Genomic DNA, 18184 nt, shown 5'->3' with positions numbered 1-18184 from the left:
CGGCCGCACACCGCACTGGCCATGGATCCCGCTCAACTGGACAGCGTCTTCCCGCCCGACGTGCATGGGCGCCTGCTGTCCACGGCGCGTCTGCTGCGACCGGACCCGTTGACCGAGTTCTCCTCCCCCGCCGCCCGGTCGCTGCTCGCCGAGACGGAGGTGCTGGTCACGGGGTGGGGATGCCCCGCCGTCGACGTCGCCGTGCTCGACGCCGCGCCCCGCCTGCGGGCGGTGATCCACGCGGCCGGCACCGTGAAGACCTTCCTCACACCGGAGGTCCACCGCCGCGGCATCGTCGTCTCGTCCGCGGCCGCGGCCAACGCCGTGCCCGTCGCCGAGTTCGCCTTCGCCGCGATCGTGCTCGGAGCCAAACGCGCCTTCTCGCTGGCCGAGCTGTTCCGCACGCGCCGCACCCATCGCACCCCCGCCGACCTGCGCGAACGCCCCTGGCTCGGCGCGCACGGCCTGACCGTCGGAGTGATCGGCGCCTCCCACACCGGCCGCCGGCTGCTCGACATGCTGCGGCTCCTCGACGCCACGGTGCGGCTCTACGACCCGTACGTCACACCCGCCGAGGCCGAGCGCCAGGGCTGGACCCTGGTCGACCTGGACACCCTCGTCGCCACCAGCGACGTGGTCACGGTCCACGCGCCCGACACCCCGGACACCCACCACCTCCTGGACCGCCGTCGCCTCGGCCTGATGCGGCCCGGGACGCTCGTGGTCAACACCGCCCGCGGCGCGCTGATCGACACCGATGCCCTCACCGAACAGCTCGTCGCCGGCCGCCTCGACGCCGTGCTCGACGTCACCTCCCCCGAGCCCCTCCCCGAGGGTCACCCCCTCTGGGGCCTGCCGAACGCGTTCCTCACCCCCCACCTCGCCGGCGCCCTGGGCAACGAGGTCGGCCGTCTGGGAGCGCTGGCCGTCGACGAACTCGCCCGCTACGCCCGGGGCGAGCCCCTGCTGCACCCCGTCCGCCACGAGGACCTGGCGCGCCGCGCATGACCACCAGGAAGGCGACCGCGGAAGGGCAGCGCCGCGCCACCGTCGTCGACGTCGCCCGGCATGCGGGGGTCTCGACGGCGACGGTCTCCCGCGTCATGAACCGCAACTACCCCGTCTCGTCCGCCACTCGGGAACGGGTCGAGGCCGCCGTGCGCGAGCTCGGCTACGTGGTCAACGCCCATGCCCGCGCGCTCGCGGGCACGGACGGCCAGACGGTCGGCATCATCGTCAACGACGTCGTCGACCCCTTCTACGCCTTCATCGCGCGCGGTGTGGAACGCGAGGCGTCGGCCGGCAACCGGCTGTGCCTGGTGTGCACCACCCAGGGCGATCCGAAGCGCGAACTGGGGGCCATCGAGCTGATGCAGGAGCGCCGGGCCGCCGCGGTCATCCTCGTGGGCGGCAGCACCGACGACCGCTCGTACACCCGCGAACTGGCCCGCAAGGCACGGGAACTCGACGACGGGGGCATGAAGCTCGTGCTCTGCGGCCGTCCCTCGATCGGCGACGAGGTGCCCACCTCGTCGGTCGAGTACGACAACGAGGGCGGCGCCTTCGCCATCACCGACCACCTGCTGACCAACGGCCACGAGCGGATCCTGTACCTCGGCGGCCCGCCGGCCCTCTCCACGACCCGCGACCGCCTGGCCGGACACCGCAGGGCGCTCGCGCTGCGCGGCATCCAGCCCGCTCCCGAACTCGTGCGGACCGGCGCCTTCAGCCCGGCCTTCGGCTGGCGCGAGCTGTCCCGGATCCTCGCCTCGGGCCTGGAGTTCACGGCCGTGTTCGCCGCCAACGACATGGTGGCCATCGGCGCGCTGCAGGCGCTGGAGGAGGCCGGCAGGCGCGTTCCCGAGGACATCTCCCTCGTCGGGTACGACGACATCCCCGCCGCGCTGACGGTGCGCCCCCGCCTCACGACCGTCCATGTCCCGCTGGAGGAGATGGGCCGCCGGGCCGTCCGCAGCGCGCTCCCCCTCGAAGACGACGACGCCTGGCGCCCACCGGCGGCCCGGCGGGTGCGCCTGGGCACCCATGTGGTCGTACGGGACTCGGTGGCCCCCCGCCGCTGAGCGGGGGGCCACCTGGGCCCGTCCGGGCCTTCCCGGGATCAGCAGGCGGGAGGTGTCGTGCCGCCCACCGCGACCCGGAGGTTCGCGCCCTGGGCCGAGACCGAACAGACCGTGACCGCCGCGTCGGCGATCTCGTCCACGAGCGTCCTGCCCGCGGCCAGCGGCGCGTCCGCGGTGGTCGTGGTCGCGGGCGTGGCGTCCACGAGCCTGTTGTGCATCGTCGCCCCGCTGGTGACGATACGTACGATCACGCCGTTCACCAGGGGATCGGCATCGGTGTAGGCGTCGTACGGCGGAGTGGGACGACGGAACTCCAGCGACAGGTAGGTGCCGTCACCGCGGGCGATGCGGTACTCCTGAGTGCCGCTCGCCCCCAGCACGCCCAGCGAGTAGCTGCCGGTGGTGCCGATCCCGACCACCTGGGCCTCCGGGATCCAGCCGGCGAACTGGCGGTAGCTCACGGGGTAGAGATGCATTCCACCGCCGCCCATGGTGTCCGTCGGGTCGTCGCCACCGGCCTGGGTACAGCTGGTGTTCACCCGCGTCACCGCGCCCGCCACCGGGCAGTTCTTGAGCGTGGCGGAGTGCTGGAAGCCGAGGTTGTGGCCGAACTCGTGGGTCCACATCCAGGTCTTGTGGCCGACCCCGTTGGAGATGATCCAGTTGCCGGGCTGGGAGGCCAGCCCTTCGAACGCGCACGCCGAGTGGCGGGAGATGTCGACGAGGAAGTAGTCGTACGTGTCGGGGTTCACGCCCCGGGCCAGTGCGGCCGCCCGCGCGGAGCTCCGGATCGCCCCGGAGTCGCACGCGGTCGGGCGCGCGCCCAGGTCGACGTTCTCGAGCATGTCGCCCGTGAGGTCGAGCGCTCCTCCGGACACCTCCTGGAGGTAGGACCGGAGCGAGGGGTAGCCGTCGCCGAGGGTGGCCTGGCGGATCGGGGCCGGGTCCGCCGGGGTGGCGTCGTTCCAGTGCGTGGCCACCACCAGGGCCCGCTTCTGACCGGTCACGGGGCGGGTGGGCCAGCCGGCGGCGCCGAAGGCGGCGGAGTCCCACAGCCGCATGGAGGTGTAGTCGCCGGCTCCGCCCGTCGCGGCGCAGTCGCCGACCTGGACGCTGTCGTTGCCGTTGAAGGTGCGCAGGCACGTCCCGAGCCCGGCGTCCGCCCGGTACTTGCTCTGGAGCAGGACGTACCCGTTGCCCTGGTCGACCGTCTTCCACAGCCGCATGGAGGTGTAGTCGGTGGGGGTGCCGGTCCCGGTGCAGGCTCCCGCCCGGATGTCGGCGGAGCCGCTGAAGGTCCGCAGACAGCTGCCGAGTCCGGCGTCCGTCTTGTACTTGTTCTGGATCAGGACGTATCCGTTGCCCTGGTCCACCGCCTGCCACTGCCGCATGGACGTGTAGTCGGTGGGGGTGCCCGCGGCGGCGCAGTCGCCGACCTGCACGGTGTCGTCGCCGTTGAAGGTGCGCAGGCACGTCCCGAGGCCGGCGTCGGCCCGGTACTTGTTCTCCGTCACGGCGTAGCCCGCCGCCAGGGTGGACGCGGAACTCTCACCGCCCTGCCGCTCGGGTGCGGCTGACGCCGGGGCGAAGGAGAACACGGAGAGCACGGCCAGCAGAGCGGCCGTGACAGCCGGTGGTCTCGCCGAACGAAGGTGCGCGAGGAAGCGGTTCATCTCTCCTCCAAGGGGCTGGGTTGGGGGGAAGGACCGGCCCGACCGCCCTGGTCAGGCGCGGAGTTCTGTGCCGTCGGGGAAGCCGACGGTCACACCGGAGGCGTCGTCGACCGTCACGGAGACGGCCTCGCGGAGTTCCGCCGGATGGACGGCATCGCCGGAGAGGACGACGAGGGTCACATGGACGCTGCGTCCGCCCGGCAGCGCGGCGGACCGGACGTAGGGGACGGCCGAGTGCGGGCCGAAGGCGTTCGCCTCGACGTCGCGGGTGACGGCGGCCTCCTGCCAGCCGTACAGGCCGACGATCGCGCTGGTCAGTCCGTCGAGGCGGCGGGCCGTCGCCCAGCGCGGTCCGGTGTGCGCGGCCGGCCGGCGCGCGTCGGCGAGCGCGTGTCCGCCCTCGCGGACGGTGACGCCGGGCGGTGCCTCGACCCGGTGCACCCGGATCTCCCACGGTCCGTGCAGCAGCGAGGTGGTCTCGATGCGGTACTCGGTGTCGTCGCCGGGGAGCCGCGCCGCGTACCAGGAGGCGGCCCTGCGGTCCCCGGTCCCGAGCGGGTGGACACGGACGCGGCGACTGGGCGTGCCGTCGGCGTCGACGAGGGCGATGTGGTTGTCGACCGTCCGCTGCCAGGCGTGCGGGGCGCTCTGCGGTGCGGTGTGCGTGGAGTAGCCGAGTTTGGCGTAGTGCGGGTCGTCCGAGGCGGGCTCGGGCTCGGGCGGGTTGTGGTCGCTGCCGTGGTTGACCAGCCGGACGATGCCGTCGTGCCGGGTGCCGTGCAGCAGCCAGCCCGGGACCGGCAGGGCGGTGTACCGGTCGGCCTCCTCGACGGGCAGCGGCAGCTCGCGTGCCGTCCACACCTCGTGGTCCGGCGGCAGCAGCAGCCCGAGGAAGCCCTTGCTCGCCCAGTAGGGCGAGGCGGGTCCCGAGTACGGCTGGGTGCTGGGCAGGAAGGTGTCGTACCAGCCGAGCGGGAGGAGCCCGCGTTCGTCGGGGACACCGCGCTCGGCGAAGTGGCGTACGGCTCCGGAGGCGAGGCGGCGGGTCAGACCGGGGGCGTACGGAGTGGCGCCGCTCAGCGCGCCCATCCAGACCGGGGCGACGGCGGCGTACCGGTAGGCGAGCGAGCGGCCCTGGTGCACGGGCGCGCCGTCGCCGCCGAAGAAGTGCGCGTATCCGCGCAGGAACGCGGTGAGGCGCTCCTTGTGGACCTTGGCCCGGTCGCCGTCCTCCTCGCCGGCGATCCGCGCCCAGAGCAGGGGGTACAGGTGCAGGGCCCAGCCGTTGTAGTAGTCGAAGTTGCGGCCGTAGCCGTCGGTGTACCAGCCGTCGCCGAGGTACCAGTCGTCGATCCGGTCCAGGCCGCCGTCGATGTCCTCCTGGGCGTACGGCGCGCCGACGGAGGCGAGGAACTGCTCGGACACGACCTGGAAGAGCCGCCAGTTGTTGTCCCAGGTGCGGTGGCCGACGAAGCCGGAGAGCCAGTCGACGACCCGCTCCTGGACCCGGGTGTCCAGCCGGTCCCAGATCCAGGGTCGGGTCTCGTGCAGGGCGATGGCGACGGAGGCGGCCTCGACCATCTGCTGCGAGCAGTCCGTCAGCCGGGGCCAGGCCTCCCCGGACGCCGGGTCGGTGCCGGCCGCCAGGCCCGTCGCGTACCGCTCGACGAGCCGTGGGTCCACGTCCCCGCCGGCTCCCGCGATCCGGAAGGCCGCGAGCAGGAAGGTCCGCGCGTACCCCTCCAGACCGTCGCAGACCACTCCCGACCAGCTGCCCCGGCCCGGCAGCCGGTACTGGGCGAAGCCGGGCGTGGCGTACGGCGCCACACCCGCGAGCAGCGTGTCGGCCACCGCCTCCCAGTGCGCGCGGGTCCACCCGGTGCGCGGTGAGAGGACGCGGTCGGTCGCCGGGAGCTTCACGTACGGTGCGGGCACGGAGCGCCTCACTTCCTGTGGTTCGGGGGTGCCGGCGAGTGGCCGGGCTACGGGGCGGCCCAGCGCCGGATCGTGGCCTCGGCCGCCGCGCGGTCCTCGGGTGCGAGCTTGGAGACCAGGGCCGAGTGGTTGGTGTTGGGTGCGACGTAGAGATGGGAGTCGCGCTTGCTCGGCTTGAACTGCTCCGCGCTCCACGGGTCGTTCTGGCCGTAGACGAACATCATCCGTTCGCCTCGGGTGCGGACCCAGTGGTCGACGTCCCGCGTGGCGCCGTTGTCGTATCCGCCGCGCAGCTCCGCCGGGAGCAGCGAGTTGGGCTGGTAGAGCCCCGGGTGGCGGCGGACGTCGCGCAGGTGCTTGAACTTCAGATCGGCCCAGCCGAGCTGGGTGGCGGCCTGGCGGTAGTACGGGCCGACGCCTGAGGGTGAGCCCGATCCGTCGTGGTAGACGCTCAGGCCGTGGCCGAGCGACCAGGTCCACAGCTCCTCGTCGGTGGCGGCCCCCGCGTCGGGCACGGTGGCGCAGTTGTCGGCGGTCCCGCTCTGCCAGAAGTTCCACACCTGGTCCAGTACCGAGAACTCGTAGGCGCGGTCGGCGGAACCGAGGTGGTGGAAGGTGTAGCCCTTCTGGACCGCGTTGGCCTCGAAGCGGGGCAGCAGGGCACCGCGGCGCACCAGCATCTCGCGCTGCACGGCGTTCAGGGCGGCCCGGCACTCTGGGGTGCCGACGGACTCGAAGAACGTCTCGTAGGTCTGGTCGTCCTTGTTGACGGCGTCGTTGGGGGCGACGTACGCGACGACGGCGTCCAGGTCCTCAGGGTAGTGGCGCTCGTGGTAGACCTGCGTCATGCCGCCCTTGCTGGCACCGGTGCCGATCCACTTCGCGGTGTAGAGCGTCTTCAGAGCCTCCACGATCGCGTGCTCGTCGGTGGCCTCCTGCCAGATGTCGAGGTCGTCCCAGTCGACCTGGTCCGGGCGGGAGGAGCCGAAGAAGCGGTGCTCGACGCTGACCTGGTTGGCGTCGAGCAGGGTGGTGATCTCACGGGTGCCGGTGGCGAGCGTGTAGCCGCCGGTGTAGAGCACCGTCGGGGCCTCGGTCGACTTGTGCCAGAGCGTCAGCCGCTGTTCGAAGGTCCCCTTCGCGGGGTTCCGATGGTCGACGGGCTGGGTGAACGTGAGGGTGTAGTAGGGGTAGCCGCTCTTCTCGCCCACGGAGATCACGGTGAGACCGGGTATCCCGGCCAGCCGCTGCCGCACGTCGGTCGCGGTGTACCCGCCGGCCTCAGCGGCGGTGGCCGGGCCGGCCCCGGCCAGGACGGCGGAGCAGCAGACCAGGGCGGCGGATACCAGGGCGGCGGTGCGCTTCACACGCAAGGGAAGTCCTCTCGACGGTTCAGTGGAGCTCGGCGGTGTGGGTGTGGCCACGGGAGCCGCCGACCTGGACCGTCAGGACGGGCAGGCGGCCCGTGGTGACGGTGACCGTGTCGTCGGCGCTCTTGACGCCCTTGACCGCCCAGGGCAGTTCGAAGGTGAGGGTGGTCTCGGTGCGTCCCGGGTCGGCCACGGCCACCGCGACGCCCGCGCCCCGCCGTTGGACCAGGATCGTGCCGGGTCCGCTCGCTGTGATGCCCGCGGCATCGGACGCGGTCCAGAAGTGGGCGGCGGTCAGCCCGAGCCGTCGTACGCGCACCGCTTGCGCCTCGGGGGTGTTGGCGACGATCTCGACGGGGCGGGAGGCCGCCCAGGCGGCCGTGCGCACCACGCCGTGGCCCGGCAGCAGCACATAGGCATAGCCGGCATCGGCCGGCGAGACGCCGTGGTCGAGCCAGAGCGTCGCGTAGCGCCGCGTCACGACCTCGGCGGAACCACCCGTGTCCGCACCGGAGTTGATGTCACGCCAGGCGCCCGTTCGCTCCTCGCGCAGAAGGCTCAGATCGGTCCCGCCGGGGAAGACATAGCCGCCGACACCCTCCAGATGTGCCCAGCGCGCCCCGGGGACCACCGCGGAGTCGCCGAGCCCCTCGGACCGCGCCCGTCCGTCGACGATGAGCCTGTTGGTCCCGTCGGCGTGCAGATTGCGGTTCTCCACGATCGTCTCGACGGTGCGTCCGTCGGAGGCCGTGATCCCGGTGCCGAGGGCGACCACCGCGTCATCGAGGCAGAACCACGCCTTGCGGGCCCGCAGCGTGCTCCCGGCCGCGATCAGCTCCATGGCGGCTGCTCCGTGGCGCCCGCGCAGCACGGCACCGCCCGCGACGGCGTTCGTCGGCTTGTAGGTGCTGGTGCCGGGTGCGCTGCCCGCGTCGGCGCGGGGCCGGGTGTCCACGGTCGTTCCGGGGAGCCGGTAGGGGTTCACCGTGGGCCAGAAATCATCCGAGAACTGGGCGCGGTCGCCGTCGTACAGATACGTCATGCCGTCGCCGGTGTACCAGCCGTGGAGGTTCTCGCCGTTGCCCGCCTCGTAGGCCGCGATGCGCTTGGACGACAGGCTCAGGGCAAGTGTCCAGTCGTCGCGGCGGTGCACGATCCGGTCCATGTCGGCGAAGACGGTGTGGCCGACGGCGGGTGGGGCCGCGGGAATCGCGGGGTCGGCGAGGACGGCGGCGGTCCGCCGGAGCGCGGGGACGGTGGCGAGCGGCAGATACGGGGTGTCCGTGTTGCGCCGGATCCAGCCCTTGGCGATGGCACGCCACCTGGCCGCGTACTGCGGAGGGGCACCCGTCGCCAGGAGCAGCATGTTGGTGGTGGTCCCGGCGCCGGTGTGGAAGTCCCGCTCCCGGCCGCGGGAGATCGCCCGGCCGCGTACGGCGTCCATCATCAGCCCGTCGAAGGTGACGGCCGCGAAGCTGCGCTCGACCGCCTCGTGGATCACCGCGATGCCGCTGTCGGTGATCCCCCACTCCGAGCCGGCGAGAAGGGCGACGAGATAGGCGACGCGGCTGAGCAGGACATTGCCGTACGTGCCGGTGTAGGCGACGTTGGAGTGCTGGACGAACGAGCCGTCGGGGTAGAAGCCGTCGCCGGAGGTGACGTATCGGAACAGGCTGTTCCGGCCCGCGTCCCGTACGTCGGACAGTCCGTCGCGCGCCAGCGCGAGCTTGTCGGCGCTGTGGCCGACGATGCCGCGCAGGGCGACGATCGCCGCTTTGTCGGCACGGTTGGCCCCGGTCTCGGCGAGGGACGGGATGTTGGTGCGGCGGTCGGGGTTGGCGCAGAACCGGTCCACGACGGCGCAGTAGGCCGCGATCCGGTCGGCGGGGATGCGGTCGCCGAGCAGGACGCAGACGTCCATGAGGTTGCGGGGCGCGCCGATCTCCCAGAACCACCAGTTGCCGGACTCGGGCTTGGCGGGGTGGTAGGCCGTGTCGTTCAGGAAGGCCAGCGCGTCGACGACCGCGGCGACGACCTGCTCGTCTCCGTGCAGGGTGGCCCCGGGTGTCGCCCAGGCGGTCGCCAGGGTGAGCAGTCGCCCGTACGAGAGGCTGAAGTTGGCCGGTGCGGTGACGGGGGCGAGGTCGGTCCACAGCGCGGTGCGGGCGGCGCCGCGGTCCAGGGTGGTCCATGCCGTCGCCGCCGAGGTGTTCAGGGCGGCGAGTGCGGTGGCGTAGACCGGGTCGGTGGGGTCGATGGCGCCGCCGGTGGCCAGCTCGGCGGCGCGGGCTCTCAGGGCGTCGAAGGGATCGGTCGTCGCACCGGTGGTCCCGGCGCGCGCCTCGCCCGCGCCCGCGGCGAGCGGGAGGAGGAGGGCGCCGATGCCGGCGGCGAGCAGGGTGCGTCTGCGGGGAGTGAGGTCGTGCATGGCGGTCCCTCCCGGACGGGGCGTCAGTCGGTCAGCGTGCTGGGGTCGACGGGTGGCGTGGGCAGGTTCAGCGCGGCGAGTTCGGCCCGGCCCGTGGCGTCGATGGGGAAGGCCCAGCGGTCGAGGAAGAAGGCGGTGAGGTCATGGCCGGCGACCCGGCTGGAGTACGTGGCGAGCGCGCGGTAGCGCTTCGCGGTCTCGGTCCAGTCGGACTGCGGGTTCTCCTCGCGGACCAGCTTGTGCAGCCGGGGCCAGAAGTCCTCGCCGAAGGCGAGTTCCAGCTGACGCAGCGGGACGAGCTTCTCGTACGCGCCGAACGACCTCTCGTACGCGAGCCCGGCGGTGCCGAACTTCGCCTGCGCCGACCGGAAGTGGTTCAGCCCGGTCTTGGGGTCGACGGTGAGGAGGTTCGACGGTTGGCCGAGGCTGCGCTGCGCCGCCAGGGAGTAGATGTTCACGGTCACCTCGGTGAGACCCGAGGGCTTGTACGCCATCTGCTGGTGCAGGTGCCCGAGCTCGTGGTAGAGCCCCCAGCCACGGGTGCGCAGGCCCTCGACGGTGGTCAGCCGGTCGAGGTAGGCGCGGGGGAAGCCGTTGTAGCCGTGGGTGGCGTAGGCGCCGACGCCGGTGGGGACCTTGGAGACCTCGGTGAAGTGGTACGGGCCGGCCTTGCGGCGGTGTGCCGGGGAGCTCCCGTCGAGACCGCTGATGGCGGCATGCGAGGCGATGACGGTCTCCAGGAGCCGCAGGAGCGCGTCGTGGTCCTCGTTCCGGTGGAGCAGGGCGCCCTCCCGCGTGAGGGTGAGGATCGTGTGCGGCGCCGTCAGCTCCACGTACGGGACGTCGGTGAGCGCGTCCAACCGGGCCTGGTAGTCGGCCTCGGAGGTGCGGCCCAGGGCGAACGTGGGCATGGGCACGGCCCCGGAGCGGAACCGGACCCCCGCGCGCTCGCCGTCACCGGCGAGCGTCAGGTAGACCGGACCGCCGTGGGGATCGACGACGGTGTTGGCCCCGGGCTTGAGCGTGTGGGCGCGCGGCTCGGTGAGCGTGCCGTAGTAGTCCCAGAGGCCGATCCACAGGGTCGGCACGAGGCCGTCGTACGGCAGGACGTTGAGCGTGACCTCGGCGCCCGGCGGCGCGTACAGGCCGGTCGCGTGGAACTCGCTGCCGCGCAGCGCCTGGGCGAGCCGGAGCCGCTCGCTCTCGGCGGCGGGGCGTGCGGTCACGGTGACCGTGCACGCATGGCCGCCGGCGGTGGTGGCGGTCGCCGCGCGGGCCGGAGCGGTGCCCAGCAGGCCGACGGTGCCGGCACCGGCCAGGCCCGCGAGGACGGAACGACGGTTGAGCGCAGGGAGGTGGGGCATCCGGTCTCCTCGGAGAGGGGCAAGGGCCTGGCCTCTGACTGCCCGACAGGATGTAAGCGGTTGCTATGCCGAGGCAAGAGAAGACGCAAAGTTTCTAGGGGTTTCTATGAACCCGAAGGGATCCAACGGAGATTTGGGTAGGTAAACGTTCTCATCCCAAGGCCCTCCCCGGCGCTCAGCCCTGCTCTCGCCCCTGCTTCACGCGGTGCGGGTGCGCCGGGTGCGCGGCGCCTTCGGCGGAGCCACCGAGTCGCGCACCACGATGTGCGTACCCAGCCGGTGCACCCCCGTCGTGGGAGCCCGCCAGGCGTCGTCACCGTCGTCGCCGTCGTCCCCGGGCGTCGCGAGCCGCACGGCCTGCCGGCCCATCTCCTCCAGAGGGATGTGCACGGTGGTCAGCCTCGGACGCATCTCCTGCGCCACGGGCACATCGTCGTAGCCGACGAGGGAGACGTCCTCCGGGATCCGGGCACCCGCCTCCTCCAGCGCCTGCGCCGCGCCCGCCGCCACGATGTCGTTGGCGGCGAAGATGGCGGTGAAGTCGAGCCCCTCGCCGAGGAGTTCGACCATCCGGCGATAGCCGAAGCCCCTGCTGAAGGCACCGGTGTGCACCAGACCGGCGTCGGGCGTCACGCCGCGCAGTTCGAGGGCCCTGCGGTATCCGGCGAGGCGGTCCAGCGTGGTCGAGACGGCGGGCGGGCCGCCGAGGTAGAGGATCCGGCGGTGCCCTTGCGTCAGCAGATGGTCGGTGATGGCGAACGCGCCGCCCTCGTTGTCGTACTCCACCGCCGCCGCGGGGACCCGTCCCCCCAGCGAGGGCCGGCCGCACAGCACCAGGGAGGAGCCGCCCGCGTGCAGTTCCTCCGCGCGGCGGGTGAGTTCCGCGGTGTAGGCGCGGTCCACGACGCTCCCCCCGACCAGCACGACCACGTCGGCACGCTGCTCGTGCAGGAGGTCGACGAAGGCCAGTTCGCGCTTCGCGTCGCCCTGCGTGCAGCAGACCAGACAGAGCCGGCCCGTGCGCGCCGCCTCGCGCTCCACACCGCGCGCGATGTACGCGAAGAAGGGGTCGACGATCTCGCTGACGATGATCCCCACGGTGCGGTTGGAGGTGCCGGCCAGGGCGCGAGCATGCGCGTTCACGACATAGCCGAGCTCCCGCATCGCGCCCTCGACCCGGTCGCGGGTCGCCTGCGCCACGGGATAGTTGCGGTTCAGCACCCGTGAGACGGTCGCCGTCGACACGCCGGCGAGCGCGGCCACCTCCCGGATGGTCGCGCGCCGCGAATCCCCCGCCGCCACCTGCCGAGCACTCCCGTCCATCGGTGCCGCCTCCTCACGTGCGGCTGGAGCCTATACGAACTCCGTCGCCGTCGTTCATGGGAGCTGAACGAGGCCGCCCCGAGGAGCGGGTTCGGCACTGATCGGGTCGCGCCCCACGGCCCCTCGCAGCGGGTGTGTCTCGTTTCACCGTCCGGAATATGAGCCGATCGCGTCGTTCCCTGCCCGCGCGGTACGCTGCCCGGGCAGCTGGTTCGCCCCGTCAGCCAGGCGGGACGCGTCGTAAGAGGGAACCCGGTGGGAATCCGGGACTGCCCCGCAGCGGTGAGCGAGAACGACCGCCGTCATACGCACTGGGCCCGTGAGGGCCTGGGAAGCGACGGCCAGTAGGTGTCTCGTACGGCTTCCGTACGAGACGTGCTCGCGAGTCCGAAGACCTGCCCGCTGCCCGCACGCGACCGTTCGCGTGCGGTGATCCCGGTGACCTCGTGGGCGGGTCGGCGTGCACAGCAGGGCGGATCGGCCGCGCGTACCTCGATGTACGCCCCGGCGGTGGTCCGTCCGGTTCGTCACCCCTCGCTCGCGGCTCTCCGGGTCTGTCTCACGACACGCAAGCTCGCGAAGGAGAGTTACGTGACAACCGAGTCCGCGGCAGCACGGGCCACCGTCCACGGATACCCCCGCCAGGGTGGGAACCGGGAACTGAAGAAGGCCGTCGAGGGGTACTGGAAGGGCCGCGTCACCGCCGATGCCCTCCGGGAGACCGCCCGTGAGCTGCGCAGGAGCAACTGGGAGCAGCTCGTCGACGCCGGCGTCCACGAGGTCCCGACCGGCGACTTCTCCCTCTACGACCACGTCCTCGACACCAGCGTCATGGTCGGCGCGGTACCCGCCCGTCACCGCGCCGCCGTCGAGGCCGACGCGCTCGACGGGTACTTCGCGATGGCCCGCGGCACCCAGGACGTGGCGCCGCTGGAGATGACCAAGTGGTTCGACACCAACTACCACTACCTCGTCCCCGAACTGGGTCCCGACAGCGCCTTCAGTGCCACGAGCGACAAGCAGGTCGCGGAGTTGAAGGAGGCCCTCGCGCTCGGCCACTCGGCCCGCCCCGTCCTGGTGGGACCCGTCACGTACCTGCTGCTGGCCAAGCCGGCGCCCGGTGTCGCCGAGGACTTCGAGCCGCTCACCCTGCTGGACCGGCTGCTGCCCGTGTACGCCGAGGTGCTCGCGGACCTGCGCGCGGCGGGCGCCGAGTGGGTGCAGCTCGACGAGCCCGCCCTCGTCCAGGACCGCACCCCCGCCGAGCTGAACGCCGCCGCCCGCGCCTACCGCGAGCTCGGCGGCCTGGCCGACCGGCCGAAGCTGCTGGTCGCCTCCTACTTCGACCGGCTGGGCGAGGCGCTGCCCGTGCTGGCGAAGGCCCCCGTGGAGGGACTCGCGCTCGACTTCACCGATGCCGCCGCCGCGAACCTCGCGGATCTCGCGGCGGTGGGCGGCCTGCCGGGCAAGCGGCTGGTCGCCGGCGTCGTCGACGGCCGCAACATCTGGATCAACGACCACCAGAAGTCCCTCACCACCCTCGGCACCCTGCTCGGCCTCGCCGATCAGGTCGACGTCGCGGCGTCCTGCTCGCTGCTCCACGTCCCGCTGGACGCCGCGGCCGAGCGGGACATCGACCCGCAGATCCGCCGCTGGCTCGCCTTCGCCCGCCAGAAGACCGCCGAGATCGCCACGCTCGCGCGCGGCCTGTCCCAGGGCACCGGCGCGATCGCCGCCGAACTGGCCGCCAATCGCGCCGATCTGGCCTCCCGGGCAAGCTCGGCGATCACCAACGACCCGGCCGTACGGGCGCGCACTGCCGCCGTCACCGAGAGCGACACCCGCCGCGCCCAGCCCTACGCCGAGCGCGCCGCCGCGCAGCGGGCCCACCTGGGCCTGCCGCCGCTGCCGACCACGACCATCGGCTCCTTCCCGCAGACCGCCGAACTGCGCACCGCACGCGCCGATCTGCGCGCCGGATGGCTCGACAAGGCGGGTTACGAGGAGCGGATCGAGGCCGAGATCCGCGAGGTCATCGCTTTCCAGGAGAAGACCGGTCTCGACGTCCTCGTGCACGGCGAGCCCGAACGCAACGACATGGTCCAGTACTTCGCCGAGCAGCTCACCGGCTACCTCGCCACCCAGCACGGCTGGGTCCAGTCGTACGGCACCCGGTACGTCCGGCCGCCCGTCCTGGCCGGCGACATCTCCCGCCCTGTGCCGATGACGGTGCGCTGGACGACGTACGCACAGCGGCAGACCTCCCGCCCCGTCAAGGGGATGCTGACCGGCCCGGTCACGATGCTCGCCTGGTCGTTCGTCCGCGACGACCAGCCGCTCGCCGACACCGCCCGCCAGGTCGCGCTCGCGCTGCGCGACGAGGTCGCCGATCTGGAGGCGGCGGGCACGTCGGTGATCCAGGTCGACGAACCGGCCCTGCGCGAGACGCTGCCGCTGCGCGCCGACGCCCACGCCGCGTACCTCGCCTGGGCCACCGAGGCCTTCCGCCTCGCCACGGCCGGCGTCCGTCCGGACACCCAGATCCACACGCACATGTGCTACGCCGAGTTCGGCGACATCCTCCGGGCCATCGACGACCTCGACGCGGACGTCATCAGCCTGGAGGCAGCGCGCTCCCATATGCAGGTCGCGGACGAACTCGCCGGCGCCGGATACCCCCGGGAGGTCGGCCCCGGCGTGTACGACATCCACTCACCGCGCGTTCCGGAGGAGGCGGAGGCCGTCACCCTCATCGAGCGCGCCCTGCTCTCCGTACCCGCCGACCGGCTCTGGATCAACCCCGACTGCGGGCTGAAGACACGCGGCTGGGGCGAGGTCCGGCCGGCCCTGGAACACATGGCCGCGGCGGCCCGCCGAGTCCGCGGCAGCCTGCCCCGGGCGGAGAGCTGAGCACATGAACACCCGTATCACCGTCGGCGATCGGGCCCACAAGGCACCGGCCGACTCCCAGGTGACCCTCGCCCACATCATGAGCGAGCACGAAACCAATCTGTACGGGACCATCCACGGCGGCGTCGTCATGAAACTCATCGACGACGCGGCCGCGGCAGCGGCGGGCCGCCACGCGGACGGCCCCGCCGTGACGGTCTCCGTCGACCGGATGACGTTCCTCTCCCCCGCCCGCGCCGGGGACCTGCTCACCGTCCACGCCGAGCTGTGCCACGCGGGCCGGACCTCGATGGCCGTCGCGGTCGGCGTCACCGCGGAACGCTGGAACGCGACCTCCGGTCCCACGACCGAAGTGGCCACCGCCCGGCTGACCTTCGTCGCGATCGACGCGGAAGGCCGTCCGCGCCCGGTCCCCGGCCTGAAGGAGGAGTAGCGGCGTGCCGGGGGCGTGACCGGCGTCCCGGACGGTCTCGACCTGGGCGGAGGCCCCGGCGGAGGTGGCGGGTGGAACGGACCACCGGCCACCTCGGAGCCGGGGCCGCCGCCGAGGAGCGGAGGTCACCGGGGCAGGGTCGCCGGCGCGCACCGCACCGCGGTCGCTCACTCAATCGGAATTCGCACCGGGTCAGGCGCACTTGCGTTCCTCCCGCCGCCGGACCAGTTCCTCGACCGCGCTGGGGAGGGTCGTCTCGAAGTCGATCAGTTTCGCCCAGGTCGGGGTCACGACGATCCGGACCATGCCGTCGTAGAGCGAACGGACCTCGGCCTCCCACTCGACCCGCTGCTCGGGCGTCATCGTGTAGGCGCCGTTGGACTGGAGGAACTCTTCCGGGATGCCCTCGACGACGTCCAGCTCGGCCCGACCGCGGATCAGGAGGATCTTCGGTGGGTGCACCTCCGTGTCGATGGTCAGCGCGATCGACGGGTTGGCGCGGAGTGCCGAGAGCTTCGGGGCGTTCGTCGGAGTGCACATGACGATCTCCGAGCCGTTCCAGACGAAGCCGATCGGGACGGCGCGTGGCGTGCCGTCCTTGGCGACGTAGGCGAGGCGAACCAGATCGCGGGCCAGGAGCTCCTGGCTCATCGGACGGTTCAGGACCTCGGTGATCTCGCTCTGCTGCACGGTCGGACCCACCTGCCCATCATCGTGACTCTCACGGGGGGCGTCCGCCCGGTCGACGTGCGAAGGCTCCCGGACAGACACCACCTCCCCACGCTGCCCTGCCGACGGCCGGTACGCCGTGAGCGTGGCCGCGGCCTGGGCCGAACGGGCCACCCCGGGCGTCGTCCCGCCCGGGGTGGCCCGCGCATCCGGTCGGGTCGGACCTCGCAGGCGATCTCGGCGTCCGTGCCACCCTCGCCACGCGCCGCCTCTGCACCCATCCGCGCGAGCCCTGACGCGATCCGGCCACACCCCGGTGCGCCGAGTCGGTCTCCACCGGCGCACTCCGCGACCATGGCCCACGCCGAGGGCCGTGTTCCGTCGATGCGAGGGCCGCTGCCTCGGGCCTGTCACCATGCCCTGCCGAAGGTCGCGGGGGTCGCGAGGAAGGAAGCACCGTGAGCGTCAGCCGTCGGACCGTACTGCGAAGGGGAGCTCAGGCGACGGCGATCGGCCTGACGACGGCGTGGGCGGGAGGGCACACCGCCGCGGCCGAAGGAATCGGAGCGCCGGCCGGCCACGCCCCCGAGGCCGCGGCCTGGCGGGCCCTGGCCCGCAGCCTGAGCCCGGGCGCGACGCTGTACCGTCCGACGAGCGAGGGCTACCGCAGGCAGGCCCTGCCGGACAACCTCCGGTACGCGGGCGTACTGCCGGCCGGCATCGTCGCCTGTGCGACGGAGAGCGATGTGCGGGCCTGCGTACGCTGGTCGGCGTCGCACGGCCTGCCCTTCGCCCCGCGCTCCGGCGGCCACAACTACGCCGGCTACTCCACCACCCGCGGCCTGCTCATCAGCCTGCGCCGGATGAACGGGGTGGCGGTCGACGGCACCCGGCTCCGGCTCGGCGGCGGAGCCACCAACTCGGACGTGTACGCGGCCAGGGCCGCGAACCTCTACTTCCCCGGCGGACGCTGCCCCGGAGTGGGGGTCGCCGGGCTGACCCTCGGCGGCGGCCTGGGCTTCAACGACCGTAAGTGGGGTCTGACGTGCGACCGGCTCGCCGAGACCCGGGTGGTCCTCGCGGACGGCTCGCTCGTCCGGGCGTCGGACACCGAGAACCGCGATCTGTTCTGGGCCTGCCGCGGCGGGGCGGGCGGCAACTTCGGCATCAACACCGGCTTCGTCTTCGATGCCACGTCGGTCGCCGACCAGGTGGCCACGGTCTTCGAGCTGTCCTTCGACCCGAGGACCGCGGTCCGCCTGATGGACGTGCTCCAGGAGATCCTGCGTACCGACCGCGGCAACGACTTCGACATCCGGATCGGGTTCAAGAACGCCGGCGACGGAACGCCCGCCGCCATCGCCCTGCTGGGCCAGCGGCTGGGTACGGAGGACGAGCTGCGGCGGATGCTGGCCCCGGTGCTCGAACTCGGGCCTTCGAAGCGGTTCATCGAGCAGCGCCACTTCTGGGCGGCCCAGGACCACCTCCTCGAACAGCCCGGGCCCGGAAGCGCGACCGCCTCCAAGTCCCTTGTGCCGAACCGGTGGTTGGACGCGGGTACCGTCGAGGCCATCGTCGAATGGGTCCGCGCCTGGCGTCCGGGCCCACCCGGGAACGCCGGCTACGTCACGCTCTTCGCGATGGGCGGCAGCAGCGGCGAGCCGGCCGCCTCGGACACCGCCTACCCGCACCGCGACGCCACCTTCGTCATCGACATCGGCACCCACTGGGCCCCCACCACTCCGCCCGAGTCCGTCCGGGAGCTGCTGGCCCAGACCCGCGCCATGCACCGCGTCCTGCGCCGCGACCTGAGGACGTCTGCGGCGTACGTCAACTTCCCCGACCCCGACCTGCGCCAGTGGCAGACCGCGTACTACGGCCCCAACTACGCCCGTCTGCTGGAGGTCAAGCGCCGGTACGACCCCACCGGACTGTTCCGCTACGACCAGGCGATCGGCTTCGGGCGCGTCTGACCCCATGACCTGTTGAGTACGTGTA

At 72.5% G+C, this 18184-nt stretch carries 12 protein-coding genes and 1 riboswitch; of the genes, 5 read left to right on the top strand and 7 right to left on the bottom strand.

All coding sequences use genetic code 11. The features are described 5' to 3' along the window. Positions 1–21 precede the first annotated feature (21 nt). The gene (locus ACFVZW_RS16610; RefSeq protein WP_384521756.1) at positions 22–1008 is read left to right on the top strand and encodes a hydroxyacid dehydrogenase; all 987 of its coding nucleotides are present in this window, start codon (positions 22–24) and stop codon (positions 1006–1008) included. Next, entirely contained in the window at positions 1005–2081 is a 1077-nt protein-coding gene (locus tag ACFVZW_RS16605; protein ID WP_384521753.1) for a LacI family DNA-binding transcriptional regulator, read from the top strand. The genes ACFVZW_RS16610 and ACFVZW_RS16605 overlap by 4 nt, the downstream gene beginning before the upstream one ends. Positions 2082–2119: 38 nt before the next feature. Here the strand turns inward: ACFVZW_RS16605 and ACFVZW_RS16600 are convergent, their stop codons facing one another. The 6 genes from ACFVZW_RS16600 to ACFVZW_RS16575 form a co-directional block, all read right to left on the bottom strand. Beyond that, positions 2120–3754, bottom strand: a complete 1635-nt coding sequence (locus ACFVZW_RS16600) for a hypothetical protein (RefSeq protein ID WP_384521750.1) — start codon at positions 3752–3754, stop codon at positions 2120–2122. Positions 3755–3805: 51 nt separating this feature from the next. Further along, positions 3806–5689, bottom strand: coding sequence for a DUF2264 domain-containing protein (locus ACFVZW_RS16595; protein WP_384521748.1), 1884 nt, complete (start codon positions 5687–5689; stop codon positions 3806–3808). A 47-nt stretch (positions 5690–5736) separates the two neighbouring features. Continuing rightward, positions 5737–7056: a S28 family serine protease gene (locus tag ACFVZW_RS16590; protein WP_384521745.1), complete on the bottom strand. Its 1320-nt coding sequence runs from the start codon at positions 7054–7056 to the stop codon at positions 5737–5739. A 25-nt stretch (positions 7057–7081) separates the two neighbouring features. Continuing rightward, complete coding sequence (locus tag ACFVZW_RS16585; RefSeq protein WP_384521743.1) at positions 7082–9487, bottom strand: polysaccharide lyase 8 family protein; 2406 nt, start codon at positions 9485–9487, stop codon at positions 7082–7084. A 23-nt stretch (positions 9488–9510) separates the two neighbouring features. Beyond that, a complete protein-coding gene (locus ACFVZW_RS16580; protein WP_384521740.1) occupies positions 9511–10851 on the bottom strand; it encodes a M60 family metallopeptidase in 1341 nt (446 codons plus the stop codon). Between the two features lie 198 nt (positions 10852–11049). Then, positions 11050–12174, bottom strand: a complete 1125-nt coding sequence (locus tag ACFVZW_RS16575) for a LacI family DNA-binding transcriptional regulator (RefSeq protein ID WP_384521737.1) — start codon at positions 12172–12174, stop codon at positions 11050–11052. Positions 12175–12365: 191 nt separating this feature from the next. Then, positions 12366–12592: riboswitch (cobalamin riboswitch) on the top strand. Positions 12593–12765: 173 nt separating this feature from the next. Here ACFVZW_RS16575 and metE point away from each other — a divergent pair. Then, positions 12766–15084, top strand: coding sequence for a 5-methyltetrahydropteroyltriglutamate--homocysteine S-methyltransferase (metE, locus tag ACFVZW_RS16570; RefSeq protein WP_384521734.1), 2319 nt, complete (start codon positions 12766–12768; stop codon positions 15082–15084). A 4-nt stretch (positions 15085–15088) separates the two neighbouring features. Beyond that, positions 15089–15517, top strand: coding sequence for an acyl-CoA thioesterase (locus ACFVZW_RS16565; protein WP_384521731.1), 429 nt, complete (start codon positions 15089–15091; stop codon positions 15515–15517). 192 nt (positions 15518–15709) lie between these two features. On the opposite strand, the gene ACFVZW_RS16560 is transcribed toward ACFVZW_RS16565, so the two are convergent. Beyond that, positions 15710–16207, bottom strand: a complete 498-nt coding sequence (locus ACFVZW_RS16560) for a pyridoxamine 5'-phosphate oxidase family protein (protein ID WP_384521811.1) — start codon at positions 16205–16207, stop codon at positions 15710–15712. A 437-nt stretch (positions 16208–16644) separates the two neighbouring features. Between ACFVZW_RS16560 and ACFVZW_RS16555 the strand changes: the two genes are divergently transcribed. After that, positions 16645–18159, top strand: a complete 1515-nt coding sequence (locus ACFVZW_RS16555) for an FAD-binding oxidoreductase (RefSeq protein WP_384521728.1) — start codon at positions 16645–16647, stop codon at positions 18157–18159. Positions 18160–18184: the final 25 nt, after the last annotated feature.

The sequence above is a fragment of the Streptomyces sp. NPDC059567 genome (assembly GCF_042735655.1).
In the GTDB taxonomy this organism is placed as follows: Bacteria; Actinomycetota; Actinomycetes; order Streptomycetales; family Streptomycetaceae; genus Streptomyces.
This window is presented reverse-complemented; position numbering and strand designations above follow the sequence as displayed.